Consider the following 26,164-nt stretch of genomic DNA (forward strand, 5'->3'; position numbering starts at 1 on the left):
GTGCTAAGTTAAAGTCGAAATGGAGGAAGATAGAATGACGGCTTTACTTCAAATAGAGGATGTAACGAAATATTATGGAAACAGTCAGGTCATGACTAAGGCATTAGACGGCATTTCCTTTCAGGTGACAAAGGGTGATTTTATTGCGATTATGGGGGCTTCTGGTTCAGGAAAAAGTACACTCCTAAACTGTGTCGCCACAATCGATAAAGTGAGTGCAGGGAAAATTGTACTTGCGGGAGAAGAAATTTCAGCAAAAAAAGAAAATGAATTAGCGAACTACAGACGTGATCAATTAGGCTTTATTTTTCAAGAGTATAATTTACTCGATACATTAACGGTAGAAGAAAATATCGTGTTGCCATTAAATTTACAAGGTGTACCAGAAAAGAAAGCATCCGTACTTTGCCGGAAAATGGCAAAGGAACTCGGTATCGTCGAACAGCTTCAAAAATTTCCGATTGAATTATCAGGCGGGCAACGTCAGCGAGTAGCGTGTGCGCGGGCATTAATTACGAATCCTCGTATCATTTTGGCGGATGAACCAACTGGCGCATTAGATTCGACGAATTCAAAAAAGCTAATGGAAACATTGGCCATCATGAACGAACAGATGGATGCAACGATTTTAATGGTCACACATGATGCATTAGTCGGTTCCTATGCAAAGCGTGTGCTGTTTTTAAAGGACGGTAAGCTTTGGAATGAGCTTTATAAAGGGGATAAATCAAGTCGTGCGATGCATGAAGAAATTTTAGCGACGATGGCACTACTTGGAGGTGAAGGGCGTGTATAAAACATTAGCCTTTCGCAATATGAAACGTCAGCTTCGCAATTATTTAATTTATTTTGTGACGATTGCGATGACCATTTCGCTTGTGTTTGCCATGAACAATATGATTTATAATGCTGATTTACAAGCGCGGGCTAATTCGTTTGCGTCTTTATCTGTCGGGCTGCTCGTATTATCGGGCTTTTTATGTGTTATAATCGCCATCGTACTTGGCTACGCGAATGCTTATATACTTCGATTACGAAAGCGGGAGTTTGGTACCTATTTAACGCTCGGTATGAAACGCCATCAAATTGTGAAGCTATTTTTACTTGAAAATAGCTTTTTAGGCATTTTTGCGGTTGGAACGGGTTTTGTTTTTGGCTCACTTCTCTATCAAGGCTTAATGCTATTGATGTCCGAATTACTGGATTATCCATTTGCATTTTCGTTTGTTTCAGCAAAAGGGGTCATCATCACCATCATCATGGCACTGTTTATTTTTGCTGTTACATTTTTTTCATCCAGTGTGTATTTAAAGCGCGTGACGATTTATGAACTCATTCATGGAGAAAACAAAGTCCAAAAAGTACAACATAAGCCAATATTTTCAGTATGCTTAACGCTTATTTCCGCTGTTGCCATTGTGTATGCTTTTACGAATTTTTCCACACATCTAGAAGGTGTATTTAAAGAAGAAAGCGGTAGTGAAATTGGGCTTCTATGGATGATTGCATTACTTGCGATTGCATTAACACTTTTCCATATCGGCCTAGCCAAAAGCTTGATGTATCTACTGTTAAAAAGTAAAAAACTACGTCGCAGGGGAACAAATCAGTTTGTACTCCGTCAGCTAAGCGCTACATTAAGTTCGAATGCATTGTTACTCGGAATATTAGCTTTTCTCATTTCCTTTGCGATTATCGCAGCAAATACTGGCTTTTTATATAAAGCGGTGGAAGAGGTAAATGTAGAGAAACGGTTTCCATTTGATGTGATGGGTAACGAAGATGCTCATGAAGCACCAGCTATTTCGTTTGAGCAAGCAAAACAAGCCATTGAAAAATATACAATAATTGAACGCTCAATCGAAACACCTTTTTTTACGTCTGGAGCGGTCGATTTTTTAAAGCTAACGTCGTGGTATGATGAAAATTTTACAGATAGAGACGTCTATCTACGTGAATCGGATTTAAATACGTTACTACGAGCGCTTGGTGAGGAGCCAATCAAGCTGAATAATGAATATGCGATTTATTCAGACAGTGCAATTATCGAAAGCTACGATTTTAGTAAACAGACGATTACACATAATGGGAAACTGTATCGGTTAAACGATGTTGAAGCTAAATTACCCGCATTTGTTTGGGCATATTTTGTGATCGTTGTACCTGATGAAGTCGTGGATGGAATGCAGCAGGTGCAAACTGCATATGCATGGGATGTAAAAGAATCGGATTTTGATGCAGAGGCATTACAAAAAGCATTATCTTATAAAGAGCCTTATAGCAATTATTTTGTGCAACGAAGTGACTATCGTATTCAAAGCTATGAGCGATTAGATAGTATGGCATTCTCGGCGATTTTAATTGTAGGTGTTCTATACTTAGGCTTTGTTTTCATTCTGCTTGCGATGGCCATTTTAGCACTTAAAACATTATCGGCCATTAGTGAGGATGAGAAAAGATACCGCATTTTATATCGAATCGGTGTGTCTAAAGCCGTTCAAACAATGACGTTAGCTAAGCAAATATTGCTATTCTTTGCGTTCCCAGTAATCATTCCGATTTTATTGGCGATTCCTATTGCGATTGTATCCGAGCAATTCATTCATTTACTCGGTTTTCAAGAGGAACTAAGTATGCAATTCTTATCCATTGTTATCGTAGCAGTCATTGTCATGATTTATTTCATTTATTTTGCTGTGACATTTGCGATTACTAAAAAACATGTGTTAATGCAAGAAAATTAAAAAAAGGGATGATTTCTGTCTTGTCCAGAAATCATCCTTTCAATAGTATTATAGCCTTTTTTAGTTAGACCTTCACTTACTTAATTTGTGTATTAACAGCTAATTTTTCGGCAACTGTACGGTAATGGTCGTACCTTTTCCTAATTCACTTTTAATGATTAGCTCGCCTTCATGACGCTGTACAATTTCCGCTACAATCGCAAGGCCAAGGCCGCTACTTTGATTAGAGCGAGCAGTATCTACTCGGTAAAAGCGGTCGGTTACACGTTCAATTGCCTCTTCGGGAATACCAATACCATAGTCTTTTATAACGACGTTAACCGTTTGTTCATCATTCGTACACGTCACCACAATTTTCCCTTTATTTTCACTATAGCGAATCGCATTCGTTAATAAGTTATCCCATACTTGTTCAAGTAAATGCTCGTCAGCAAAAATTTCTAAAGGCTCGAGTTCATACACGAGTTCCATTTCCCGGTCATCCAATAGCCAGCGCTTTGCAAATAATAGATTTTTAAGCTGCTGATCGACGGCGAACCTTTTTTTCTCAATCGGTAAATTCCTTTGGTCCAATGAACTAAGTAATAGTAATTGCTTTGTAAGCGCAGATAGACGTTTTGTTTCTTGCTCAATAATTTCCAAATATTGAATACGCTCTTCCTCTGTATTTTCGGCATCCTTTAAGACGCTTGCATAGCCTTGAATATTGAGAAGTGGTGATTGGAAATCATGAGACACATTATTAATAAAGTCTTTTTTTAACTGGTCATTTTCTGCTAAATGTTGTGCCATTTTTTGAAACTGCGTTGCAAGTAAGCCAAGCTCGTCATTTCGATTAATATTTAAATTGATGTCATAATTTTCTTGCGCAATTTGCTCGGTTGCTAGCTGTAATTGTTTGATTGGTCGCACAAGCTGTCGTGCTAAAAAAATCATTGCAGCAAAAATCATAATGGCACTGACAAGTAAAAAGCCAACGATCAAATAGTGCATTTCGGTAAATGATGAAGCATTATCTGAACGAATAAAAAGGGCAAATTGTTTGCCTTCCACTTGTAAAGGTATGCCAATAGTATTTTCTACGTCATTGGCATAATGATTCACAATAGAAAAGTGTTTTCTATAATCTCTAATTCCGTGATAAGTGCTATTGGCCGACAATACATGTAACATGTCATTCGTCATATTTGTATCATCAAATGGCGCACCATAAAAGGTTGGCTTATTCTTATCATTTAGCGTAACGATTTGATAGCCAAGCTGTGCAACAGAGCTTAAATAGTCATCCATTTGATTTTGAGGCAATGTTTGGATAATCGAGGATACTTGTTGTGCAACATGTAAATTTTTGGAATCCGTATCTTCTCTTACTTTCAAGTTATAAAGACCATTTACTAAAATCATGGAAATCCCTATGCTTGCTACGATAACGATAATGGTTACGATAATATATTGCTTGTATAGTGTTTTCATTTCAATTCCTCTATTTTATAGCCAATTCCACGGACCGTTTGAATTTTCACGGCGGCTTTTACTTCTTCTAAACGAGCACGAAGGCGTTTAATATGGGTCGTCAACGTATAATCATCTCCGTTATAATCATAGCCCCATACTTGCTCCATAAGCTGTTCTCGACTGAAAACGAGTTCAGGCTTACTACATAAAATACTTAGTAGCTCAAACTCCTTTAATGGTAAAAGTAGTACTTGTTCGCCGACCTTGACTTCATAAGTAAGTCGGTCAATAAGCATGTTTCCTAGATAAGTGTGATTTCTTTCAAGTTTTTGATAACGACGTAAAATAGCTTGTATGCGGAATAATAATTCTTTTGGCTCAAACGGCTTTACCATATAATCATCAGCCCCAGCTAGAAAACCCTTTTCTTTATCCTCAAGTGCTGTTTTAGCGGTTAGCAAAAGCACAGGGATTTCTTTAGCTGTTAGGCGCTCAGTTAATGATATTCCGTCCATTTTTGGCATCATCACATCAACAATTGCTAAATCTAACGTGTGATGATTCACCATTTCAAGTGCTTCAATGCCGTTACTGGCAAATAGTGCGTCATAGCCATTCTTTTTCAAATGAATGCCAATTAATTTTCGGATAAATGGGTCATCATCTACTACTAAAATGTGCAAAAGTTTAACATCCTTTCAAAAGTATACGATTATTTTATAATTCAAAACAATACTGTAAAGCGCATTTACGGGTATGTCAACTTTCGAAACTATTTAGGAAAAGTTTATCTAGAGTTTATATTCGTGTTATATGATAGCATATGGATATGACGCAAAAGTGATTTCATAATAAATTTTTATGATAGAATCAATTTTCGTAATAGAACTTGAGGAGGAACGCACAATGTTTTTAGCAATTAAAGAAATGAAACATGCTAAAAAAAGATTCGTGATGATTGGCTCAATTATTATGCTAATCGCATGGCTTGTTTTTATTTTATCGGGCTTAGGTAATGGATTATCAACATTAGCAGCTGCAACGATGAAAAATATTGACGGAGATCTTTTTATTTATGAAGAGGGCTCTGCAGCTACAATGATGAAAACGAAGATAGAGGGTAAAATCGTTGATGACGTAGAAGGTAAATATGGTGTAAAAAATGCAGCACAATTTGGACAATCTACTGTCAACGTAAAATCACCAGATGGTAAGTCAAAAAATGACATTGCATTTCTTGGGATTGAACCAGGCAAATTTATCGAACCAAAAGTAATTGATGGTAAACAATTATCTACAGATGATAAATTTGGCGTTATTATCGATGAAACTTTAACAGAAAAAGGGTATGGCATTGGTGACAAAATCCAAGTAGCAAGCTCTGACATTGAATTAACAGTAATCGGTATTACAAAAGGCGAAACATTTAACCACGTACCAAGTGTATTCGCTAACGTAGACACTTGGCAAAACTATGCATTCGCAGCACCAGGCTCTGATAATGGTTTCGAAAGCCCAACCGCTATGATTGCATTACAAGGTAAAGATATTGATGCACAAAAAATCGAAGACAACTTCGATGAAATCGAAACATTCACGAAATCTGAAGCCGTAATGGGTATGCCAGGTTATAAAGAAGAGAGCGGTACAATTTATCTGATGCTTGCCTTCTTATTTGCGATTTCAGCAGTAATTATTGCTGTATTCTTCTATGTATTTATTTTACAAAAAACGCAACAATTTGGTGTTATGAAAGCAATCGGTGCTTCAGATAAATTCATTAAAAAATCAATTATTGCACAAGTGTTCGTGTTATCACTCATTAGTATTATTGCTGGGATTGTGTTAACGTATTTAACTGCCTTAATATTCCCTGAAGGTATGCCATTTAATTTAGACTTTAAAATGGTTATTTTATACGCAATTGTGTTATTAATTGTTTCTGTTTTAGGTTCAATTGTTTCTGCTCGTCAAGTAACAAAAATCGATCCTTTAACAGCGATTGGGAGAGTGGAATAGATGACAGGATTAGTATTAAAAAACGTAACGAAATCGTTTAAAGAAGGGAATTCTACTGTAGACGCATTAAAAAATGTATCATTAACAGTAAACCCTGGAGACTTCATCGCTATCATTGGTCCATCTGGTTCTGGTAAAAGTACACTGTTATCAATTGCAGGAGCATTATTACAACCTACAAATGGTGAAGTGTTAGTAAATGGGACAGACATTGGGAAAATGAAAGAAAAAGAACTTTCTGGTTTCCGTTTAACTGACGTTGGCTTCATCTTACAAACATCAAACTTAATCCCTTATTTAAATGTGTTAGACCAACTGTTACTTATTCGCAAAATGAGCGGCAAAGTATCTACAAAAGATACTGACTTTGCTAAACAATTATTAACAGAACTAGGCTTAGGCGATAAACTAACTAAATTCCCGAACGAATTATCAGGTGGGGAACGTCAACGTGTGGCAATTGCTCGTGCATTCGTTAATGATTCGAAAATCATTTTAGCCGATGAACCAACAGCAAGTTTAGACTCTAAACGTGCATATGAAGTAGTTAAACAAATTCGAAATGAAGTAAAAGATCGCAACAAAGCAGCCATTATGGTAACGCATGATGAACGTATGCTAGAGTTTTGTGATAAAATTTACCGCATGGAAGACGGCGTATTAACACTGCAAGATTAATACACTAATTGTTCGGTAGCAAATGTTAAATAGGGGGGTACTCAGCGCATTGTATAGAGCGTGGGTACACCCTTTTTTATTTGCAATACGATTCAAAAAAAATAGCATTTTCAAGGCTTCAATTATGTAAGAACAAAGTTTATATTGTACAATAGTTGTAGGAAAAGTATGCAATTGTTTGTTCAAACAAGTTGTGCATATTTATGTAGTTTAAGGTAGGATCATTAACCTATCTCTTATAAAGGAGTAGATCATCATGAGTCAATCAATTAAAGGTAAAGTAGCAGTCGTAACAGGTGCTGCACGTGGTATTGGGAAAGCCATTGCTATTTCATTAGCAAAAGAGGGCGTAAACGTAGGGATTATCGCGCGCTCTGAAAACGATTTACAAGCAGTTGCAAAAGAAATCGAAGGCTACGGCGTAAAAGCGGCATATGCAGTTGCGGACGTAACAAACCTAGAACAAGTACAAGCTGCTGCGGACAAATTAAAAGCAACATTAGGCTTAACAGACATTTTAGTTAACAACGCAGGCGCTGGGAAATTTGAAAAGCTTGTCGATATGGATCCAGCAGACTTCAAACATATCGTGGACGTAAGCATTATGGGGACATTCAACGTGTCACACACAATCGTGCCACAATTAATCGAAAAAAATGCGGGTGATGTCATTAATATTTCATCTACAAACGGCTTAAACGGCGCAGCAACTTCAAGTGCATACAGTGCTGCAAAATTCGGCGTTATTGGGATTACAGAATCGTTAGCGGCAGAAGTTCGTCGTAACAATATTCGTGTAACAGTTTTAACACCAAGTACAATTGCCACAGACTTAGCAGATGCACTTAACTTAATTCCTGCTGACAAACGCGATCAATACATGCACCCAGAAGATGTAGCAGAATACATCGTGTCACAATTAAAACTAAGCCAACGCATGTACATTAAAAACGCTACACTAATGAACACAAATCCATACTGAGTTATTGTAACTCGATAATTTTTAGCCACGAAAGTTTTAAGAATGGAGCGATCCGTTTAAATTTTCTTGAGTAGCGAAAAGACATGTGTTTAACGTATGGGTTAGAGAATATAGAAAAAGTTCGCCGGTCACTTTGTTGATTGGCGAATTTTTTTTGTTGATTAAAATCTGCATTATGAAATATTTTCATTTAAAATTATCGTTGAATAAATCCAATCCTTTGTTTCGGTATGATTGTTCGTACGTATTAAATGGACATACAGTGTCATCGTAAATTTCTTCACATTCCAATACATGCGAGCCTTTTTTAACTCATCCATATCCTCAACCGTATGGAGCTTGATTAACCACTGCTTTAATTGATGATCGGATAAGCCTTTTTCAAAAAGCATATCTAAGACAGGCAACATTCTATCATCTTCTTCATCAATAAATGCATAGTCAGTATGTAAGCATTTTTGCAAGACGCATAGGCATTCCTCAATGGTCGCCACATTTTCAAATTGAGGGTGAGCAACAGCATCCGCTAACAGATCACTGCCATGCGCAACACTATGGGCCCAACCTTTTTGTTCTACATAACCACGATAATCATACTCTCGTTTTAAATAGTTAATGCTCGCAGTAAGAGTCGGTAGTAAAATATCTTTTGGTAGAGCGGGTGTTTTAGCATCTTGATAAAGTACTAAAGCAATGACTAACGCAGAAAAAGAACGAGTAAACACAGAATCATCTATAATTTGTTCATCGATTTTATAAAACAAATGCTCATCATCCATGCAAATCGTTAATAGTTTGTGAAGTATTTTATCCTCAATAGGGTGTTTTAGCAGTAATTTTGAGAACCCGAAATACACTAAAGTGTCGCGAATATACGGGTCAGGATTTCCTATATTCTCAATCATGTAGTCGATTAAATTCTCAATATCAATATTTTGTAGTGGATTTAGTTCATCGTTTGCAAGCTGTTCTAATATTATTTGATAGTCCAATATTAATGTCCCCTTTATTGTAATTTTCGTATAAAATAAATGTAACATTATTTGTATTTTTTAGGAAATAGATGGTTCATCACCGTAACATGGGGTTGATTACCATTCCGGTACGGACGCTTTCCGCGGGCACGGCTCCAACTAATTTTTTGTGCCTCTTACGGCGGCACAAAAAATGGATTTTTCGCTCGTGCTGTTCCCGCAGGAGTCGCCTTCCCTCCATTCCAATCAACTCGTTTTTCTATCAAGTTTTGTCATCCCCAACTTATGGTGGAGAGCCTAATTGGTTCATCACCGTAACATGGGGTTGATTATTGTTTTATCAGTTTGTCTAGCTATTGGCGGGCTACCCGCAGTATGGCCACGTGGTACGTGTCCATACTACTGTCTTTAATACCGCATGCAAGGCCCGCCAAGTGTTGTACATTTTACCCGGTTAAATGCGTCTGATAATGCCGCTTGCGCTATCGCGAGGCGGCGGGGATTGATCAAGTTTATCCTCTATTCTAAGTGAATTTTGAATCCTATTTCGTTATTGAAATGAAAGTGAATGCCATGGTTTCAGTTATGATGAACACTCTTTCATTTAAACTATTTTCACGTTTATAAAAGATACTTTATCGAATAAGCCTTATCTAAAACACCTTATTAGAAAAAAATTTTTATTCTAAAATAGAGTGCCGCGAAGCGCAGGGGGCGACCCCTTGGGGATTAAGCGTGCGCGGAATATCCACTTGTTGCTTGCCGCCGTAGAGGCAAGTAACAAGTTAGATGGAGCCACGCCCCCAGGAAAGCGTCCCCCGTAGCGTAGCAGAACGGACTAGATTAAAAAGGAATCACTTTGAATCCTAAAATTATGTCATCCCCAACTTATGGTGATTATCCAGTTACATAGTCAATTGATATTCAAAAAGGTTACTAAAATATACATAAGTTGAAGATTCACAATTCAGCTTATCAATCATCAATCTGACATTTTTTCATACTATATCTTTAGGGGTGAAAAGATGCCGAGAATAAAATACCGTGATGCTGATATTGACCTAATGGCAAGGATGATGCGAGCAGAGGCTGAAGGTGAAGGTAAACAAGGTATGTTATATGTAGGAAATGTCATTGTGAACCGTGTGATTGCCAGTTGTTTAGACTTTAATGATGTAAGAACAGTTGAACAAGTCATATATCAGGTACAGGGAAATAATTACTCTTTTGAAGCAGTTCAAAAGGGGAATATGTTTTATCAACGAGCGAGAGAAACTGAAAGAAGATTGGCAAAGCAAACGTTAGATTATTGGCGGGACCACCCAGCAAAATATGCACTTTGGTACTTTAATCCGTCTGGTGAGTGCCCGCCAAGCTGGTACGGGCAACCTTTTACAGGTCAATTTAAACAACATTGTTTTTATGAACCAGCACCAGGAACATGTGATAGTGTTTATCAGGGTTAGAACATTTAGCTGCCAATTAATTTAACTCAAAAAAAAGGGAACTGCTTGGGTATCCAGGTAGTTCCCTTTAAATTATTTGTTATAGTAATTTATTCAAGGAAGCAAGATTAAGATGAACATAAAACTATAATACGATATGGTGTGGTCTGAGCGGGAATGCTTCTTGTAGTATATCTATAAGTAACAATTAAATCTCTATTTCCTGGAAAATTCGAAAAGTATTGACCATTCGTTAAAAGTATTTGGGTATCTGGAGATAAATTTAACTGTAATTGACCATCACTACTCACCAATTGGTTATTAAAATAATCAACCTTTACATTGTAATTTGGGTTATCTTTTACTATAACTAGTGCCTGATATTGTGGAGGGTAAATAAGAATAGCCGGTGCATCTCCGTCATAATATCCTGTTACACGGTCGCCAACTACAAGTGTTTCTTGGTCAACAACGTAAGTTGAAGGTGAAACCACGAAATTAACGATATTACCTAATTCATTTACTAGTGTAAAAAATTTAGTACAACCCTCGTTATTACCATTTTGACCTGTATTAAAATCCGTAATCTCCATGATCGTTCCTTGAAAAGAATAAAAATTTGTCATATAAGACCTCCAAAAATAAATATAGTAGACTTCCATTCATTTTTAATTTGTAGTGTATTACATACAAAGACAGCAAAAGAAGGAAATTCCTAATAATAACTAGAACTGAGTCAATGGTAAAGAAATGTGAAAGGAAAGGGGAAATGAAATGAGATATAGCCATAAAAAGCCTATCCAAAAATCTCCTTTCAAATTTCGATAAAGGGGATACCGAAATGGATTATCGGATTGAAACTCTTGATTTTGAATTAAAAGTAATAGGAAAGATTCCTACTTCAGGATACGAACTTGCTGATATTCCTTGTATCGAATGCTATTATCCCCCAAAGCACAAACCTAGAAATGAACTTTGGGTTCCTGTAATTCCTAAATAAATATTAATAATTAGGGAATCAAATTTACTAGAATTGTTAATTCTTTTTATAACATTATTTTAACGGAGGGATTTTATTAAAAAAATAACTAGGACATTAATTTTATTAAGTATGTTTCTTTTTGTTGTAGGTTGCACAGCAGATGAAGTAGTAGAAAGTAAAACAGTTTTACCTGATGACATTCCTAACTTTGTTCAAGAAAGTGATTTTGAAACAATTAATTGGGAAAGAAAAGCAGTGAAATTTGGTGACAGTGGAATTATTGGAAATGAAAATAAATCAGGTGTTATAGGTGCAGAAATGCCAAGTTTAAACGTTCAAAAGTGGATGTGGCACCTTTGGGGAATTGAAAATCCTAATAATACAAAGTTAACCATTGTTGGTTTTCATAAAGAATCAGAAACTATCCATCAGATTTTAATAGATGGCTGGACAACGGAGCTTAGTAGCGCAAATAATGGAGCAGATGCACATATACCTTCTAGCGTTAAAATACCAGAGCCAGGAGAATGGGCAATTTTGCTTTATACTGACGAAAAGTTATTTGATATTTTAGTTTATGAAATTAAAGAATAATTAGTGTCAAAAAATGTTCAGTATACTTTATTTGTAATATCTAATACTAAAGCTGTTTCATAATTTAATTTAAGAAGGAGGTTTTACAATTGAAATACTTTAAATGGGGATTAATCGGCGCTGCTATTTATGGAGTAACGAAAGTAATGCAAAATGGCATGTTTCAACAGTTCACCAATATGAATTCGTCAAAAAGCGAAGAAGATAATGCAGCCGCTGTTGCAGCTGACTCAGTCTTTCCAAGCAAAAACGAATAATTCGAACCCCTTTTATGTTATTTCAACAAAACAATAAGAGCAATTTTTCTACTATAGACCATAAATTTACTTTATGGTCTATAGTTTTTACATAACGTACTTAAGTGATGTACATTTGAGAAATGTACTTTATATTAGTAAGTATTAGCAGATATGAAATGTATGGATATGTTAAGAGATTCAAAGGAGTGAAGGTTTGGATATTATTTTAGAACATAAATGGTTTTTCCTTATTACAGCAGAAATTATTTTTTGGGTATGTGCGATTGCGTTTTTACTATTACGCTATTGGTATAAGCTCGATAAACTAAGTATGTTTGCTTTTGGCGTTTTTATCATTAATGATTTATGGATTGCGTTATTAGCTTTTATGGATTATCGGCGTACTGGTGAATTTTCAATTTATCAAATTTTGATCGTTATCATGATTGTGTATGCGCTAACGTTTGGTAAATCAGATTTCAAAAAGCTAGATGGCATTATTAAAGGAAGAGTAGCCAAAATACGTGGTGAGTCATTAGAAGAATCAAGTCACATCGATCCGTAAAAACCTTGTTTGTTTCCTTTATTTATGTGAAATGCAGAATAATATCAATAATTTTGCGCACATTAGATTAGACTTTATAGTCAGTCTTTTTCTGGAGGTGTAATAGAATGGCAAAGAAAAGTAAAACCAGCTTCAAGAAGGATAAAAAGGAAACTAAAGATACGAATCGGCGTGAAGAATATTCAAAAGAGTTCAATCAAGTAATTCATAATAACCCACCGCAAGAAGTTACAAAGCACAGAGGAACATAAATTTTTATCAATTTTAGTAAAAAAGTTGGAGTTAGTATAAAAATTATATTCTGATTATAAAAGCAGACGATTAAAATGTACGAAAAAGTACTTTTAATATACCGTCTGCTTTTTTTATGGAAACTCTTGGCTATACTGTTCTTATTTTAATGTGGTTCACCCAAACCTGCTTCCATAATCATTGCATCTGTTTTAGTTTTATGAACAGTACCGAATGGGTGGTTAGGCGGGGCATAGATAGAGTACAATTTTAATGGGATATTTCCTGTATTTGTGACATTGTGCCACATTCCGGATGGTATAATAATAGCTGAGTCATCGAAGATTCTACATTGGAAACTTAAATTATCTTTACTCTTACCCATTTGTACAATCCCTTGACCTTGTTCAACACGTAAGAATTGGTCCACATTAGGGTGTATTTCCAAACCGACATCTTCACCAACATTGATGCTCATTAATGTGACTTGCAGATGATTTCCTGTCCATAGTGCTGTACGATACGTGTTGTTTTGCTTGGTGGCCTCGTTGATATTTATAACAAATGGGTTTGCTCCATAATCTTTTAATAAGTTTCCACCGTCACCATATTGATAAGAACCAAACGGCAACTCATTAGGAACAGCCCAATAGCCAGTAGGATTTCCTTGAGGATGCGTTGGTCCATTTGAATAATTAGGATATTGATACGTGTAAGGCATATAGTACATTTTTCTAATTCCTCCCACATTCATTTATTCATTACAAATTATTTTATGTACGGTAACACAGGAGTGTACATATTGAAGTCAAGGAAGCGCTTGTTGATTAAAATCTAAAATATATTTACAATCTGATGTTTTGAAAATTAAAAAGTAGAAAGAGGTAGTTATTATGGAGGTAAAGGGAAAATTCATATACTTAAGATCTATTGAAGAGGAAGATATGGAAAGCATTTATATGTCTTGTCAAGATGAAGAATTTTTGTATATGACGGGTACTCGTAAGACATTTACACTTGATGAAATCATTAAAAGTTATAAACAGTTTAGTAAAGACCCGACACGTTATGATTTTGCCATTTGTTTAGTAGATACGGATGAAATAATAGGTGATTTATCCATAGTAGACATTGACCAAGACAATAAAAAGGCGGGTTTTAGAATATCGCTGCATAGTAAAAATACTTTGAACAAAGGTTATGGTACTGAAGCCACTCAACTTGCACTAAAATTTACTTTTGAGGAGCTTAAACTAAATCGTTTGGAATTAGAAGTATTTTCTCATAACGTTCGAGGCATAAAAGCATATGAAAAAGCAGGGTTTAAAAAAGAGGGAACATTGAGACAATCCCTTTACATGAACAATAAATATTCTGATGAAGTCCTAATGGGCATGCTTCAAGAAGACTACTATAAATAAATATTGGCTAAGACTCTAAATCTGTCATTAGAAAAAATGATAATAACTCATCATGGATAATCCCATCATCGCAATTATCAAAAAAAGTGGAGATTATGGGCAATGTAGCATATGAAAAAGCTACAAGAGGAATGTATGTAAGGGTGGTCTCTAACTAATCTATTGATTATTTATAATCTGGCAAGAAAAACAGAATCAAGCAGATGAATGGGAAATTAAGAAAATGAATAGAGCTTGGTTTTTATTGGAGGAAAAAAATTGACTACTACTTACGTAAATTGGGGAAAATCAAGAGTTAAGTTAACTTGGGAAAAAAATACCTTGCTTCCACAAATAATTTAATCACAAGTGTTCACGGCTTTTGTTTTCAAGAAGATAAATTATTATTGGTCGACTTAAACCATAGAGGGTGGGATTTCCCAGGAGGACATATTGAATCTGGTGAAACTCCAGAAGAATGCTTTAAACGGGAAGCACTAGAAGAAGGGTATGTTGAAGGTGAATGTAAGTTATTAGGATACATAATTGTTGACCATAGCGAAAATCCATTGTGGACAGAAAGTAGTCCTTATCCTAAAATTGGTTTTCAAATATTCTACAAAATGAATATAACAAAACTGCTTCCATTTGAAGGTAAATATGAATCTGCTCAACGTATGCTTGTAAACTCTAATGATGTTTCCTCATATTATCACAAGTGGAATATGCTTTATCAGAAAATATTGGATTGTGCTATACAATAAACCGAATACAAAATTAAAACATACTTATCCGGAAGACAATAAAGGAATCCAAAGTACATTAATAAAGCATCGTATCCGTGGGGGTTAGAATGATTTCTATAATACCAATTAAATAAAATTAGGGGGAGTAGAAACCCATGAATTTAGGCACTCCAATAGCAATTGGAAATACAGCACAAATTTATCTGTATGAAAACAAGATTATTAAAGTATTCAATGATTTTTTGCCCGATACAGAATCTTCATATGAAGCAAATAAACAAAAATATGCCTATTCATGTGGACTTTCTGTACCAAAAATATTTGATGTCACGACAATAGATGGGAAACAAGCCATAATAATGGAGTTTGTTAAGGGGAAAACAATAGGGAATCTTTTGTTAGAAAATATGGACCAAGCAGAATATTACATGAATATTTCCATAGAAATCCAACAAAAGATTCATAGGATAGAAGCTGATTCACTTGAACCGATGTCTTTAAAGTTACATCGGCAAATTGAATCCGCACTCGATTTAGATACAAGACAAAAGAACGCTTTGCTACAAAAAATGGATACGATTACATATAAAAAAAGGTTATGTCATGGCGATTTTCATATGTTTAATTTAATTATGTCAGATAACCAACAAGTAACAATTATTGATTGGGTAGATTCTAGTGCAGGGGATTTACGTGCAGACGTCTATCGAACTTATCTTTTGTATGAACAGTTCTCAGTACAATTAGCAGAAATGTATTTGCGCCTTTATTGTCAAAAAAGTGGGTTATCAAAAGAGGACATTTTTCAATGGGCTCCAATTATTGCCGGGGCAAGATTATCTGAAAATGTATCATCAGAAAAGAATGAACGTCTTATGGAGATAGTTAATCAATACTGTCCATTATAATAAAACTATAGTTTGTAGTAGTTAATGTACCAAGGTAGTAATTCAAATAATGAAAGGAGAAAAGATTACGATTGGCTTTATCAACATCTCATGTGTTGCCACATACACTCCACACACGTCGAGTGTGTCTCGCAACTCATTTTAAAAGAAGAGGACTAATCCTTTTAAAGAAGACAGCTACCCATCGAGGTTACTGTCTTCTTTTTGCGTTTCAAACGGATTTTCAAAATTATAATGAATTCGAATTTCACCGTTTACACTACAAGTAATTTTATCGACTAATGCATTTAGCATTTGTGAAGTTAATTTATCGATGGAGAGAAATTGTTCAAGCTTATTCATTAGGGATTGTAGATAGTTTTCATTTGAACAATTATTTAACTCACGATCCAAATCAGAAATAGGTCCTTAAAGATTTGAAATAAGGCCTTTATGTCACACGAGATTACTTGTTCCAAATCAATAGATCTGATAAATTGAAAAAAAGTAAGTGAAAATTGCAGAACACAAGCTATTGATTTGCTTGATTATCTTTTCAACCAGTTACTAAATTCTCCGAAGGGATTATATTTTCAGGGTTAATTAAATTCAACCCTTTAAGAAAAATAAAAATAGTTTTTTTCTGATAGCGCAGATCCAAATTTAAGTATAAAGACCCGCTATATAGAGTAATAAAGATATTAAAAGTTTGAAGAATTTTTGGTGGTAATAATGAAATGCGAATTACAAAGATGGGATACATACATTTTGGGTTAGATTGTGATGTAAAGTATTTAAATTGACGAGGCAAGTTGCATTAGAAGGAACCGATGAAACTTGTATGAATAAAAATTCCAAGTGTTTTATCGCTTTACATTTTATGGTTTTGTTGTATTATATAGATATATAGCTATATATCGAATTTTAAGGAGAAGATAATAGTGGGGGATATATTCAAAGCCATTGCAGACCCTATTAGAAGAGAAATTTTAAATTTATTAAAAGAAAGTGATTTAACTGTAAACGAAATTGTTGAAAAATTTAATATCAGCCAACCCAGTATATCTAACCACTTAACCATCTTGAGAAATGCAGGATTAATCACTTCAGAGAAATCAGGAAGACATATTTATTATTCATTGAATACGACGGTATTAGAAGAAAGTTTTAAATGGTTTTTGTCTTTGATTAATACGAAAGGGTGAATAAATTGAAAAATTTATTATTATTAATTTCCTCATTCTTTATATCTTTAATTATTTGGTTAAGTTGTTATGGCTCTTTACCGAAAAGAGTAATAATGCATGTTGATTCAGTAGGCAGTATTGATTATGCGACGAAAAGTTTTATGTTTATAATGTTCATGATTATTTCTTTTTTCATATTAGTAGTGTTTTCATTGTTATTGCTTATAGAACGGAAGAGTAATTCAAAAATAAATAAGGCATTTGCCATAATAGGTAGTCTCTTTGTAATAGGCTTGAATATTGTATACCTATTGAATGCTCATAATGAATCATTAAATACTGATAGCTTCTTGTTAATATTTGTTGGATGTATTTTTATTGTCATCGGAAATTATCTACCCACAGTACGTTATAATCTTAAAATCGGTGTTAGAAATGGAGCGAGTTTTAAGGATAAAAAAACATGGAATAAAATTCAAAGATTTAGTGGAAACACTTTTGTTATATGTGGGTTATTAATGAGTTGTACAGCTTTAATCCCATCTTTTTTATACGCAGTCGTCACAATATCACTTATTTTTGCGTCAATGTTATTTGTTATTCAGGTGTATTCAAATAAATTAGTAAAAAATAATTTATAAATTTTACAAAACTAGTAAAAATAATGTTCCTAAATAAAAGTTTGGGAATACACAGAAAATGCGTAAACGCTGATTTAAAAGCGTTTACGCATTTTCTATTGGAACATTTGGAGTGAAATATTTAAAAAAACGCTCAGCTTATATGTATATAGGGTAAATAGTATAATGAATTAAAGTCAAACATTATATATATAGGGGTTGAGTTTGATTAAAAATAATCAAACTTTTTTTGTATATAAAAATACATCCACTAAATATTTATTGAGATAATGGATGTATTTTTTTTGGGTCTTTTAATGAAGATGGAAAATATAATTAAGTTCGATCATTTATAATAAAGTTTGATAAAAAACCTGTATGGAATGCAGTTTTCTTATTCAACAATCGGGCGCGTTTATGTAGGAACGCGCTTTTTTTCATTAAGGGGCCATATCGTGGATTCACTTAAACTAATGTGCAGCTTAGTTAAGAAGGGAATTGTACGATTTGTATAGAATGTTTTGGTTATAGAAATATAGGGGGGATTAGATGGAAGATTATTATTGGGATACGCAGCTGGAATACCTCAAAAGAACGAGGGATTTATATTATAACGATGACTACTTAGAGTTTTTAGTAAAAAGTGTTTGGAAGATTTCTAAACCAGTACATATTATTGATTTTGGGTGTGGGTACGGGTATTTAGGACTTAAATTATTACCCCTATTACCAAAAGGTTCTAAATATACAGGAATAGATAAAGGACAACAACTCATTAATAAGGCCATAGAATATTTTCATGGGTTTCCGTATGAATCTGAATTCTTTGTCACAGATATTAATGAGATTGAATTAGAGGGTAAGTACGATATTGCGATTTGCCACGCATTTTTATTACACATGTCCGAACCCCAAAAGGTACTAAAAAAAATGGTAAATTCTATAGCTAACGGTGGGAAAATAATTTGCTTTGAACCACATTGGATTTCAGGCATGTCATCATACGAACTTGGAGGGTATGAACAATCACAAATTGTGCCTCTTGGAGTTCTGCAGAAATTATTCGAAAAAAGTAAAAATATAAATGGGAATATTGGAGTGAAATTACCTAGATATTTATCTGAATTGGGTGTAAAGAACATTGAGTGTAGAGTCAGTGATAAAGTTAACTTCCTCAATCCTGAAGAAGCTCAACACGTTAAGAAAAAGTTGTTTTATTCGCTTAAAGAAGATGGAGTTGGTGGAGAGCCAATAAAAAAGGATCAGTTTATCGAGAACTTGATAAAACGAGGAGTTACATATAATGATGCTCAGGAACAATTCGAAGCTGAACTACTGTTTTCTCAAGTTTTTAACATGGATTCCTATTTAATATACGCACCAAGTATGAAAATTACTTTTGGAGATATAAAAAGGTGTTAATTAATCTTAACACCTTTAGATCTTCTTCAACTACTGAGGGCTTTAATTAAATCATCTTCAACACCTCAATTCTTTATGGATATTTATTTTGTGAAACAGTCGATCTCAACTTGTTTTACACGGTTTAGTTTTTATAAGTATTTATCTTGGAAGACTAAAAAAAGCTTGTTCTACTTTGGTGAAACCTAGCCAATAAATTAAACCCACCAGCACCAATGTGTTGCCACATACACTCCACACATACAGAAGCGGTGGCATGGTTGGAATTAGTTTAATAAATAGTGCATACACCAAATCTCTTTGAAGGGATTTGGTGTTTTAAATTCATATGAGATAAAAATCCAAAAATAAATCCAACAATGATTAAATCCTTTTGTTCTTTTTTAGAGTTAAACTATATGAAAGGATAAAAAAGGAAATGATATGGGTTTGGGGGTGACATTGGTTGGATGATAAAAAGCTGATAAAAAAAATACAACAAGGGGATAGCGATGCGCTTGATGTAATCATTAGGAAATACTACAACGATATGTATAGCTATTGTTACAGAAAAACAGGAAATGCATTTGTTGCTGCTGATTTGACGCAAGAAGTATTTTTGAGGCTCGCAAAATACATACATACTTATGTTCACAAAGGTAAATTTAAAAATTACCTTTTTATTATCGCAAAAAATACGTGTCATGATTATTACCAAAAGAATGCGGAAGCCAGTGAGGATATCGATTTATTGGAGATTCCGGATAGTGATAATAATCTCACAAGGTTTGATCAATCAGAAGTAATTACGAAGGCGATAGGAAGTTTGCCAGACTTCCAAAAAGATGTGATTATTTTACGTTTTTATCATGACATGAAACTAAAGGAAATTGCTGAAATAACGGATTCCTCCCTTGCTACAACCAAATCAAGGTTAAAACAAGGATTGGATAAACTAAAAAAAATCTTAAATAGGGAGGACGTATTTTGAAACCGAAAAAACTAGAAGATACATTAAAAAGTTATCAGTCGCCACAAATGCCAGATTCAGTGATTGAAAAAACGGTAGACCTTGCCAAACACGAGTTTGAAAGTACACCTATTCAATATAAAATGCCGTTTAGAGAATTATTTGTAGGGCAAATAAAATATATTTCTCCTTATCTTTGGATTGTTCAAACAATTCTTCTTTTTATCGTGTTATTTATTTTGTCTCCCTCTGCCAATGGGGTGAACGAACAGCATGCAATAATTACGATACTTTCTGTGACAGCTCCGATTATTGCATTAGTTGCGATACCTGAGCTAGCAAAAAGCTTTAGCTATAACATGTGGGAAATTGAATCTACTAGTAAATTTAACCTCCAAAAGTTAATTGCTATACGCCTTTTGATTATAGGCATAGTCGACATAACAATCATAACGATTTTGATGATGACAACGAAAGTCTTTTATGACATTAGCCTAGTCAGTAGTTTACTCTATTTCCTTGTACCCTTTAATTTGGCAAACAGTGTGTATTTATTTTTACTAAGAAAATCGCATGAGAAAGTTGGCGTAATTAGGTGTTTAATAGCGGGGTTAATTATCGTGGTTGCACTTGCTTCTCTTTCAATATTTAATGCCTGGTATGTACTAGCATCAACATTTATATGGGTTATTTTATTGGCTTTTTCAATTTGTACTTTAATGCAAGAAGTGGTGAAGTTCATTAAAGCCACTCAAAGTGGAGGGGAAATGTTATGGAATTATCAATAGAAAATGTTGGGAAAAAATATGAAAATGAAACTGTCGTTGATGCATTTACCACTACACTTACTTCAGGTGTTTATGGGTTACTCGGTGCGAATGGAGCGGGGAAAACCACCCTGATGAAATTGATTAGCGGGACCTTAAGACCGACAACTGGAGAAATAAAATACGATGGAATAGAAATAAACAAGCTTGGCGAGGATTACCGTGACCTATTAGGCTATCTTCCTCAAAACTTTGGCTACTATCCGAATTTTAAAGCATACGATTTTCTAATGTATATTGCTTCTTTAAAAGGAATTCCTCATTTCAAAGCGAAGAAAAAAAGCTTAGAGTTGCTTGAACTGGTAGGCCTTATAGATGAAAAAGATAAAAAAATAAAAACATTCTCTGGTGGTATGCGGCAACGATTGGGAATTGCTCAAGCGATTCTTAATGACCCTAAATTATTGATATTAGATGAACCTACAGCAGGACTAGACCCAAAGGAAAGGGTACGCTTTAGAAATCTAATAAGTTCGATCAGCACGGATAGAATCATTATTTTATCCACTCACATTGTCTCTGATGTTGAATATATTGCAGATGAAATTATCGTAATGAAAGCCGGACAGTTGTTGCATAAAGGAAATGTGAAAGAGATTACAAGTGGTATAGAAGGTTATGTGTGGGAATGCGAAGTAACGAAGGAAGAAGCAAATACATTAAATCAGACACACACGATAAGTAATTTAAAACATGTAGAGAATAAGGTAAAGATTCGAATTGTTTCCGAAACTAGACCTATTAATGGTGCAGTGAATGTTTCCCCTAATCTTGAAGATCTTTACCTTCATTACTTTGAAGGGGGGAAAGCGCAATGAAGGGGCTTATCTCTTTTGAATTAAAAAAAAACATTCGAAAGCGTAGTACACTCTACATCATAATTGTGGCATTACTTATAAGTTTCTTTGCGATTTTCTTTGGTGCAGTAGCTGAAACCTCATACATTACTGAAACAGAAAAATTAAAAGGATTTCAAGCTATTGAAAATGAAAGGAATGTTCAGGGTGAGCTAAGTGGGTACCTTACGGACGAATATATTAATCAAATAAATATAGAAGCTAATCAAAATGACCCTACATATTGGGGGATTTTACCTACTATTGGTGTACAAGAAGTCCGCTTACCTAATATAATATCGGAGTTAAAGGCAGGGAATATCAATCGTATTTACGATAATATTTTGAACGAGCCGATATCAGATAAACCAAGGCCTGTTGGAACAAGTAATGAATTGACTAAATTACTCAATATGTATGAACAAATTGAAGTACCTTTTTACTACGATTATTACGATGGTTGGGAAAAAATGAGTTCAAGTTTTTCTATATTAGTAGCTTTAGTTATAAGTGCAATTATTGTCATCTGTTTATCCCCCGTTTTTTCCGAGGAGTATAGCCAAAGAACAGATGCAATCATTTTAACAACAAAATACGGAAAAAATAAAGTGATTGTAGCAAAACTACTTAGTTCATTGATATTTACGCTCGCTGTCTATTTTTTATTTGTATCATTGCACTTTATTCTACATGCAATGATTTATGGATTAGATGGTTACAAAGCCAGCATACAGCTTCACGGATGGTACTATCAATCGCCTTATAATATGGATTTCTTAGAGTTAACTATTTATTCGTTCGGCTTAAGTTTGATTGGGCTGTTGTTTATAGCGGTCATCACATTATTTATATCATCTAAAATGAAAAATCCATTTATAGCAGTCATCCTATCTGCAGCAATCCTTTACATTCCGAAAATAGACGTATCGGAAATTTCGTATACAGCAGCTCTTATATTAGATTTATTTCCAATCAATATGATGAATGCAGCACAACATTTTGAATTAGGCGTGTCTTATAATTTCTTCGGTATGCCGTTGTTGCAGCCAATCATGATGATTTTCACTGCAGCTATACTGTCTATTTTATTACTCATTTTCACCTACCGGAATTTTAAGAATCACCAGATTTAATAAGGAAAAAGAGTGCTACCTGTTAAGTAGACTTGTACCTAAAAAAAGTCTCGGGCGGACTGTTAGAACGATTTTTGAATAGAATGGGCAAGGTCGAGTGGTTTTTGATTTTTTAAATAATATTCCTCTGCCGGCCAATATCTTCTTTTATATTTATTTAATCTTTCTTCTAAATTTCCAATGTATGTATCACGATGAAGTACACGCTCGTATCTTATTTCCTTAGGACAATCTAAGAAAACGATGTAATCATAAAAGTTTTTCCATTCGTCTCTTAAAAGAAAAATCCCTTCGATTACGATAATATTGTTAGGAGCTATTTTTATTTCTTGTTGAGTAAATGTATCATTAATTTTATTGTAAAAGGGTAAGTGTAGGCATTTTTCATTTGTATATAATTTATCAAATAATTCTTCTTTTAAATAATTGCTATCCCACTGTAACTGATAGTATTCAAACCATTCGTCATGACCAGTATTATAGCGCTTAGATTGTTCAACAATATGGTCATCAATATGAATAATGACTAGGTTATCTAGCATTTCTTTCAGGTGATTCACAAGTGTCGTTTTGCCAGCACCACTTAAGCCATCGATTGCAACAATATAAGGCCTTGCTTCAACATGCTTTTTATAGCCATCGTTAATTTGGCGAATTAAATCATCATATTTATCCATTTTAATAAAAATCCCTCGCTATAAGATCCGAAAAAATGGGCTTGAGGCCAAGCTCTCTAGACCAAATCGATAACTGTCCAACATGATGGACTTCATGAGTAATCATATGTAACAGAATCTTTTCTTGAGTAAAATTTAATATAGTCCCATTTTTTCTTTTAATTTCAACTGCATGATTTTCATATTCTACAGGTAAATGACGAATGAATAGTTGAGTTTGGGATTTCACAAAATCCGAGTATTCTTTTATATCATTTAATTCACTTATAGTGTTTCGCTTTTCATATACAATTTTCCGTTCTGACATGCTATTTAACCAAAGCAGTTCACAGTCTATGATATGAATTAAGGTTTCGCGAATACTTTTCATACCGCCAATTCGTTCTTTATGAAACTCTTCTGTAGGGAGTGATTGACACCATTTAAACCAATCTTCACGTACTTGCCAATTGTAATTAAATAAGCTTAACATGTTGCACCTCATTCTTTTTTTATAACATTATATGGTAATATTAGCATAAACTTGAGGTGATAAAAATGAAACATAAAATTGTATTTTTTGATGTCGATGGAACAATCACAAATTATAAAGATGGAACGATTGCTAAGAGCACGAAAGCTGCTATTCGAAAATTGCTGGATATGGGTATTCAAGTTGTTGCAGCAACCGGCAGACCCTTATCCATGTGTGATGAAATAGCAAAATTAGGTATAAACACGTTTATTACTGCAAATGGGGCTTATGTGAAACACAACGATATTGTCATTCATAAAATCGTTTTAAATCATGAGATAGTAAGAGCGGTCATGGATTACGCATCGACCGAAAAAAATGCACTTACCTTTTACTCTGAAAAATTACAGATGAATAATATAAAACATCCAATGATATTAAAAGCACTAAACGAAACATTATCATTGGAAGAGTATCCACCTGAAAATTTAGCTGCTTATGAGGAAGATACCTACTTAATGTGTATATTTGCAAATGAAGATATGATTCATAAATACAAAATTCGTTTTCCGCAGCTTACGTTTAAACGGTGGCATCCTTTTATTTTAAACGTACTTGAAGAAGACGTTTCAAAATCAAAAGCAATTATAAAAGTACTTGAATATTTTGGGTTAGACAAAAGTGAAGCAGTAGCATTTGGCGATGGAGAAAATGATATGGATATGTTAGAAATGGTTGATGTCGGAATAGCAATGGGGAATGCAGGAGAAAAGTTAAAATCGATTGCCAATTTTGTTACGAAAGAATCTAGTGAAGATGGTATCACAATCGCTTTAAAGAAATATGGCTTCATTTGAAAATGAATCCTTTTGCTGTATGGAGTATCCCAAGATTACTTTTATTTAAAATGAAATTAGTTGCAAGGATTAAAAATGTTTCGCTATTTAAAATATTAAAATAATATTTTGGGGAGCTTGTTATGATGAAGATGTGGTCATGCAGGAGCGAACGGAATGTTAAAGAGGGGGGGGTTGATCATACTATGAAAACGAGTTATGTACATCATTTATGTATACAGACAAATTCATATTTGGAAACGATTGAATTTTATACGAAAGGGTTAGGATTTGAACTTGTTCAAGAATCTCCTGATTTTCATGGTCGTGAATTTAATACATGGTTAAAGCTAGGTACTTTTTATATTGAACTCCAGACAGGCAAACAGAATGAACAACTAGCACAGATCAATTCGAATAGTGAAGGGCTTGTTCATTTTTGTATTTGGGTGGAAGATCTAGAATTTGAAGTCGAACGTTTAAAGAGAATGAACGTGAATTTTTTACAAAAAAATAAAGAAATTATTTACCATGTTGAAAATGGTGAGTTATGCAAGTTAATAGCGCCAGAAGGAACAATTATCGAATTACGTAATAATCCAGGAGTTTAAATGAAGTTTGGATTATGTACATCATTCAGTTTACTGAAAATTCTAAAATTATTTCTCAGGAAATTATTGAATAGAAATAATTGAAATTTCAATCTTTATAGAGGGGGAAAGACTAATGATAATCATGATTAATGGAGCATTTGGTGTGGGAAAGACCACAATTGCCAATGCGCTTCACAAAGAAATTCAAAATAGCATGATATATGACCCTGAAGAGGTAGGGTATATGTTAAGAAATATTGTACCTGAGGAAATTAGAAAAATTGAAGCAGATACAGGTGATTTTCAGGATTTGGATTTATGGAAAGAATTAACGGTGGATGTGGCAAAACGTTTAATAACTAAATATAACATGAACCTAATAGTACCTATGACTATTCGGAAAGTAGAGTACTTCCATTTCATTCAAAATGGTTTCAAAAGTATTGATGAGCAAACGCATCACTTTTGCTTGCAAGCAAGTAAAGAAACCATTTACGAAAGGCTAAGACAGCGCGGAGAGGAAGAAGGGAATTGGTGCTTTCAACAAACGGATAAATGTCTAGAAGCCTATAATGCACACAACTTTGGAACGTATATCAACACTGAAGGGGTAAGCATTACTGAAATTATTGACAATATAAAAGAAAAGCTAAATCTAATTAACAAAGTTTAAGATCATTAGAGCGAGA

The 26,164-nt window shown here is 34.2% G+C and carries 30 protein-coding genes and 2 pseudogenes; 24 read left to right on the plus strand and 8 right to left on the minus strand.

Annotated features, from left to right (window positions below):
* Positions 1-34: 34 nt before the first annotated feature.
* Both DCE79_RS07745 and DCE79_RS07750 read left to right on the plus strand, forming a co-directional pair.
* Complete coding sequence (locus DCE79_RS07745) at positions 35-796, plus strand: ABC transporter ATP-binding protein (RefSeq protein WP_108712497.1); 762 nt, start codon at positions 35-37, stop codon at positions 794-796.
* Positions 789-2,744: an ABC transporter permease gene (locus tag DCE79_RS07750; RefSeq protein ID WP_108712498.1), complete on the plus strand. Its 1,956-nt coding sequence runs from the start codon at positions 789-791 to the stop codon at positions 2,742-2,744. Before DCE79_RS07745 ends, DCE79_RS07750 begins: the two co-directional genes overlap by 8 nt.
* 99 nt (positions 2,745-2,843) lie before the next feature.
* Here the strand turns inward: DCE79_RS07750 and DCE79_RS07755 are convergent, their stop codons facing one another.
* Complete coding sequence (locus DCE79_RS07755; RefSeq protein ID WP_108712499.1) at positions 2,844-4,217, minus strand: sensor histidine kinase; 1,374 nt, start codon at positions 4,215-4,217, stop codon at positions 2,844-2,846.
* Positions 4,214-4,882 carry a response regulator transcription factor gene (locus DCE79_RS07760; protein WP_108712500.1) on the minus strand — a complete coding sequence of 223 codons (669 nt, stop codon included), beginning with the start codon at positions 4,880-4,882 and terminating at the stop codon, positions 4,214-4,216. The genes DCE79_RS07755 and DCE79_RS07760 overlap by 4 nt, the downstream gene beginning before the upstream one ends.
* 223 nt (positions 4,883-5,105) lie before the next feature.
* Here DCE79_RS07760 and DCE79_RS07765 point away from each other — a divergent pair, with 223 nt between their 5' ends.
* The 3 genes from DCE79_RS07765 to DCE79_RS07775 all read left to right on the plus strand — a co-directional run bounded on the left by DCE79_RS07765 (position 5,106) and on the right by DCE79_RS07775 (position 7,878).
* Positions 5,106-6,218 (plus strand): ABC transporter permease, encoded by a 1,113-nt coding sequence (locus DCE79_RS07765; protein WP_108712501.1) that lies wholly within the window; start codon positions 5,106-5,108, stop codon positions 6,216-6,218.
* Positions 6,219-6,896: an ABC transporter ATP-binding protein gene (locus DCE79_RS07770; protein ID WP_108712502.1), complete on the plus strand. Its 678-nt coding sequence runs from the start codon at positions 6,219-6,221 to the stop codon at positions 6,894-6,896.
* Between the two features lie 256 nt (positions 6,897-7,152).
* Entirely contained in the window at positions 7,153-7,878 is a 726-nt protein-coding gene (locus DCE79_RS07775; protein ID WP_108712503.1) for a 3-ketoacyl-ACP reductase, read from the plus strand.
* Between the two features lie 173 nt (positions 7,879-8,051).
* On the opposite strand, the gene DCE79_RS07780 is transcribed toward DCE79_RS07775, so the two are convergent.
* A complete protein-coding gene (locus DCE79_RS07780) occupies positions 8,052-8,870 on the minus strand; it encodes a DUF2785 domain-containing protein (RefSeq protein ID WP_159083069.1) in 819 nt (272 codons plus the stop codon).
* 1,007 nt (positions 8,871-9,877) lie between these two features.
* Between DCE79_RS07780 and DCE79_RS07785 the strand changes: the two genes are divergently transcribed.
* A complete protein-coding gene (locus DCE79_RS07785) occupies positions 9,878-10,318 on the plus strand; it encodes a cell wall hydrolase (RefSeq protein ID WP_108712505.1) in 441 nt (146 codons plus the stop codon).
* 107 nt (positions 10,319-10,425) lie between these two features.
* Here the strand turns inward: DCE79_RS07785 and DCE79_RS07790 are convergent, their stop codons facing one another.
* Complete coding sequence (locus DCE79_RS07790) at positions 10,426-10,923, minus strand: hypothetical protein (RefSeq protein ID WP_108712506.1); 498 nt, start codon at positions 10,921-10,923, stop codon at positions 10,426-10,428.
* 165 nt (positions 10,924-11,088) lie between these two features.
* Here DCE79_RS07790 and DCE79_RS18615 point away from each other — a divergent pair.
* The 5 genes and pseudogenes from DCE79_RS18615 to DCE79_RS18620 form a co-directional block, all read left to right on the plus strand.
* A pseudogene (locus DCE79_RS18615) lies at positions 11,089-11,297 on the plus strand (hypothetical protein); the annotation flags it as partial.
* Positions 11,298-11,408: 111 nt separating this feature from the next.
* Positions 11,409-11,873, plus strand: a complete 465-nt coding sequence (locus DCE79_RS07800; protein ID WP_108712507.1) for a hypothetical protein — start codon at positions 11,409-11,411, stop codon at positions 11,871-11,873.
* Positions 11,874-11,962: 89 nt separating this feature from the next.
* Positions 11,963-12,130, plus strand: coding sequence for a hypothetical protein (locus DCE79_RS18485; RefSeq protein WP_159083070.1), 168 nt, complete (start codon positions 11,963-11,965; stop codon positions 12,128-12,130).
* A 196-nt stretch (positions 12,131-12,326) separates the two neighbouring features.
* On the plus strand, positions 12,327-12,677 hold the full coding sequence (locus DCE79_RS07805; RefSeq protein WP_234417364.1) for a hypothetical protein: 351 nt from the start codon (positions 12,327-12,329) through the stop codon (positions 12,675-12,677).
* A gap of 107 nt (positions 12,678-12,784) precedes the next feature.
* A complete protein-coding gene (locus DCE79_RS18620) occupies positions 12,785-12,928 on the plus strand; it encodes a hypothetical protein (protein WP_168214724.1) in 144 nt (47 codons plus the stop codon).
* A 146-nt stretch (positions 12,929-13,074) separates the two neighbouring features.
* On the opposite strand, the gene DCE79_RS07810 is transcribed toward DCE79_RS18620, so the two are convergent.
* Positions 13,075-13,638, minus strand: a complete 564-nt coding sequence (locus tag DCE79_RS07810) for a cupin domain-containing protein (RefSeq protein WP_108712508.1) — start codon at positions 13,636-13,638, stop codon at positions 13,075-13,077.
* A gap of 163 nt (positions 13,639-13,801) precedes the next feature.
* Here DCE79_RS07810 and DCE79_RS07815 point away from each other — a divergent pair, with 163 nt between their 5' ends.
* The 3 genes and pseudogenes from DCE79_RS07815 to DCE79_RS07825 all read left to right on the plus strand — a co-directional run bounded on the left by DCE79_RS07815 (position 13,802) and on the right by DCE79_RS07825 (position 15,962).
* Entirely contained in the window at positions 13,802-14,329 is a 528-nt protein-coding gene (locus DCE79_RS07815) for a GNAT family N-acetyltransferase (RefSeq protein WP_108712509.1), read from the plus strand.
* 258 nt (positions 14,330-14,587) lie between these two features.
* Positions 14,588-15,072: pseudogene (locus DCE79_RS07820) on the plus strand (NUDIX hydrolase).
* Between the two features lie 137 nt (positions 15,073-15,209).
* The gene (locus DCE79_RS07825; protein ID WP_108712510.1) at positions 15,210-15,962 is read left to right on the plus strand and encodes an aminoglycoside phosphotransferase family protein; all 753 of its coding nucleotides are present in this window, start codon (positions 15,210-15,212) and stop codon (positions 15,960-15,962) included.
* 177 nt (positions 15,963-16,139) lie between these two features.
* Here DCE79_RS07825 and DCE79_RS07830 read toward each other — a convergent pair whose 3' ends face one another.
* Positions 16,140-16,355, minus strand: a complete 216-nt coding sequence (locus tag DCE79_RS07830; protein WP_108712511.1) for a DUF4368 domain-containing protein — start codon at positions 16,353-16,355, stop codon at positions 16,140-16,142.
* Between the two features lie 527 nt (positions 16,356-16,882).
* Between DCE79_RS07830 and DCE79_RS07835 the strand changes: the two genes are divergently transcribed.
* The 7 genes from DCE79_RS07835 to DCE79_RS07865 all read left to right on the plus strand — a co-directional run bounded on the left by DCE79_RS07835 (position 16,883) and on the right by DCE79_RS07865 (position 22,915).
* Positions 16,883-17,146, plus strand: a complete 264-nt coding sequence (locus DCE79_RS07835; protein ID WP_199912308.1) for an autorepressor SdpR family transcription factor — start codon at positions 16,883-16,885, stop codon at positions 17,144-17,146.
* Positions 17,147-17,151: 5 nt separating this feature from the next.
* Positions 17,152-17,769 (plus strand): SdpI family protein, encoded by a 618-nt coding sequence (locus DCE79_RS07840; protein WP_135841974.1) that lies wholly within the window; start codon positions 17,152-17,154, stop codon positions 17,767-17,769.
* Between the two features lie 528 nt (positions 17,770-18,297).
* A complete protein-coding gene (locus DCE79_RS07845; protein ID WP_108712514.1) occupies positions 18,298-19,170 on the plus strand; it encodes a methyltransferase in 873 nt (290 codons plus the stop codon).
* A gap of 445 nt (positions 19,171-19,615) precedes the next feature.
* Entirely contained in the window at positions 19,616-20,140 is a 525-nt protein-coding gene (locus DCE79_RS07850; protein ID WP_108712515.1) for an RNA polymerase sigma factor, read from the plus strand.
* Positions 20,137-20,907: a hypothetical protein gene (locus DCE79_RS07855; RefSeq protein WP_108712516.1), complete on the plus strand. Its 771-nt coding sequence runs from the start codon at positions 20,137-20,139 to the stop codon at positions 20,905-20,907. Before DCE79_RS07850 ends, DCE79_RS07855 begins: the two co-directional genes overlap by 4 nt.
* Positions 20,892-21,764, plus strand: coding sequence for an ABC transporter ATP-binding protein (locus tag DCE79_RS07860; RefSeq protein WP_108712517.1), 873 nt, complete (start codon positions 20,892-20,894; stop codon positions 21,762-21,764). The genes DCE79_RS07855 and DCE79_RS07860 overlap by 16 nt, the downstream gene beginning before the upstream one ends.
* Complete coding sequence (locus DCE79_RS07865) at positions 21,761-22,915, plus strand: ABC transporter permease (RefSeq protein ID WP_108712518.1); 1,155 nt, start codon at positions 21,761-21,763, stop codon at positions 22,913-22,915. The genes DCE79_RS07860 and DCE79_RS07865 overlap by 4 nt, the downstream gene beginning before the upstream one ends.
* A gap of 62 nt (positions 22,916-22,977) precedes the next feature.
* Here DCE79_RS07865 and DCE79_RS07870 read toward each other — a convergent pair whose 3' ends face one another.
* Together DCE79_RS07870 and DCE79_RS07875 are read right to left on the minus strand one after the other, a co-directional pair.
* Complete coding sequence (locus DCE79_RS07870; RefSeq protein WP_108712519.1) at positions 22,978-23,592, minus strand: kinase; 615 nt, start codon at positions 23,590-23,592, stop codon at positions 22,978-22,980.
* Position 23,593: 1 nt separating this feature from the next.
* Complete coding sequence (locus tag DCE79_RS07875) at positions 23,594-24,064, minus strand: DinB family protein (protein ID WP_108712520.1); 471 nt, start codon at positions 24,062-24,064, stop codon at positions 23,594-23,596.
* Between the two features lie 65 nt (positions 24,065-24,129).
* On the opposite strand from DCE79_RS07875, the gene DCE79_RS07880 reads away from it, so the two are divergent.
* The 3 genes from DCE79_RS07880 (at position 24,130) to DCE79_RS07890 (ending at position 26,148) form a co-directional block, all read left to right on the plus strand.
* The gene (locus tag DCE79_RS07880; RefSeq protein WP_108712521.1) at positions 24,130-24,903 is read left to right on the plus strand and encodes a Cof-type HAD-IIB family hydrolase; all 774 of its coding nucleotides are present in this window, start codon (positions 24,130-24,132) and stop codon (positions 24,901-24,903) included.
* Positions 24,904-25,088: 185 nt separating this feature from the next.
* Positions 25,089-25,493, plus strand: a complete 405-nt coding sequence (locus tag DCE79_RS07885) for a VOC family protein (protein WP_108712522.1) — start codon at positions 25,089-25,091, stop codon at positions 25,491-25,493.
* A gap of 115 nt (positions 25,494-25,608) precedes the next feature.
* Positions 25,609-26,148, plus strand: a complete 540-nt coding sequence (locus DCE79_RS07890) for an AAA family ATPase (protein ID WP_108712523.1) — start codon at positions 25,609-25,611, stop codon at positions 26,146-26,148.
* Positions 26,149-26,164 lie beyond the last annotated feature (16 nt).

The sequence above is a fragment of the Lysinibacillus sp. 2017 genome (genome assembly GCF_003073375.1).
Classification (GTDB): domain Bacteria; phylum Bacillota; class Bacilli; order Bacillales_A; family Planococcaceae; genus Solibacillus.

What these genes read in the sequence shown, in the direction of transcription:
- DCE79_RS07745 (WP_108712497.1), top strand. Translation starts at nt 35, where the DNA reads ATGACGGCTTTACTTCAAATAGAGGATGTAACGAAATATTATGGAAAC.
- DCE79_RS07755 (WP_108712499.1), bottom strand. Translation starts at nt 4,217, where the DNA reads ATGAAAACACTATACAAGCAATATATTATCGTAACCATTATCGTTATC.
- DCE79_RS07765 (WP_108712501.1), top strand. Translation starts at nt 5,106, where the DNA reads ATGTTTTTAGCAATTAAAGAAATGAAACATGCTAAAAAAAGATTCGTG.
- DCE79_RS07770 (WP_108712502.1), top strand. Translation starts at nt 6,219, where the DNA reads ATGACAGGATTAGTATTAAAAAACGTAACGAAATCGTTTAAAGAAGGG.
- DCE79_RS07775 (WP_108712503.1), top strand. Translation starts at nt 7,153, where the DNA reads ATGAGTCAATCAATTAAAGGTAAAGTAGCAGTCGTAACAGGTGCTGCA.
- DCE79_RS07785 (WP_108712505.1), top strand. Translation starts at nt 9,878, where the DNA reads ATGCCGAGAATAAAATACCGTGATGCTGATATTGACCTAATGGCAAGG.
- DCE79_RS07790 (WP_108712506.1), bottom strand. Translation starts at nt 10,923, where the DNA reads ATGACAAATTTTTATTCTTTTCAAGGAACGATCATGGAGATTACGGAT.
- DCE79_RS07800 (WP_108712507.1), top strand. Translation starts at nt 11,409, where the DNA reads ATGTTTCTTTTTGTTGTAGGTTGCACAGCAGATGAAGTAGTAGAAAGT.
- DCE79_RS18620 (WP_168214724.1), top strand. Translation starts at nt 12,785, where the DNA reads ATGGCAAAGAAAAGTAAAACCAGCTTCAAGAAGGATAAAAAGGAAACT.
- DCE79_RS07810 (WP_108712508.1), bottom strand. Translation starts at nt 13,638, where the DNA reads ATGTACTATATGCCTTACACGTATCAATATCCTAATTATTCAAATGGA.
- DCE79_RS07815 (WP_108712509.1), top strand. Translation starts at nt 13,802, where the DNA reads ATGGAGGTAAAGGGAAAATTCATATACTTAAGATCTATTGAAGAGGAA.
- DCE79_RS07825 (WP_108712510.1), top strand. Translation starts at nt 15,210, where the DNA reads ATGAATTTAGGCACTCCAATAGCAATTGGAAATACAGCACAAATTTAT.
- DCE79_RS07845 (WP_108712514.1), top strand. Translation starts at nt 18,298, where the DNA reads ATGGAAGATTATTATTGGGATACGCAGCTGGAATACCTCAAAAGAACG.
- DCE79_RS07860 (WP_108712517.1), top strand. Translation starts at nt 20,892, where the DNA reads ATGGAATTATCAATAGAAAATGTTGGGAAAAAATATGAAAATGAAACT.
- DCE79_RS07865 (WP_108712518.1), top strand. Translation starts at nt 21,761, where the DNA reads ATGAAGGGGCTTATCTCTTTTGAATTAAAAAAAAACATTCGAAAGCGT.
- DCE79_RS07870 (WP_108712519.1), bottom strand. Translation starts at nt 23,592, where the DNA reads ATGGATAAATATGATGATTTAATTCGCCAAATTAACGATGGCTATAAA.
- DCE79_RS07875 (WP_108712520.1), bottom strand. Translation starts at nt 24,064, where the DNA reads ATGTTAAGCTTATTTAATTACAATTGGCAAGTACGTGAAGATTGGTTT.
- DCE79_RS07880 (WP_108712521.1), top strand. Translation starts at nt 24,130, where the DNA reads ATGAAACATAAAATTGTATTTTTTGATGTCGATGGAACAATCACAAAT.
- DCE79_RS07885 (WP_108712522.1), top strand. Translation starts at nt 25,089, where the DNA reads ATGAAAACGAGTTATGTACATCATTTATGTATACAGACAAATTCATAT.
- DCE79_RS07890 (WP_108712523.1), top strand. Translation starts at nt 25,609, where the DNA reads ATGATAATCATGATTAATGGAGCATTTGGTGTGGGAAAGACCACAATT.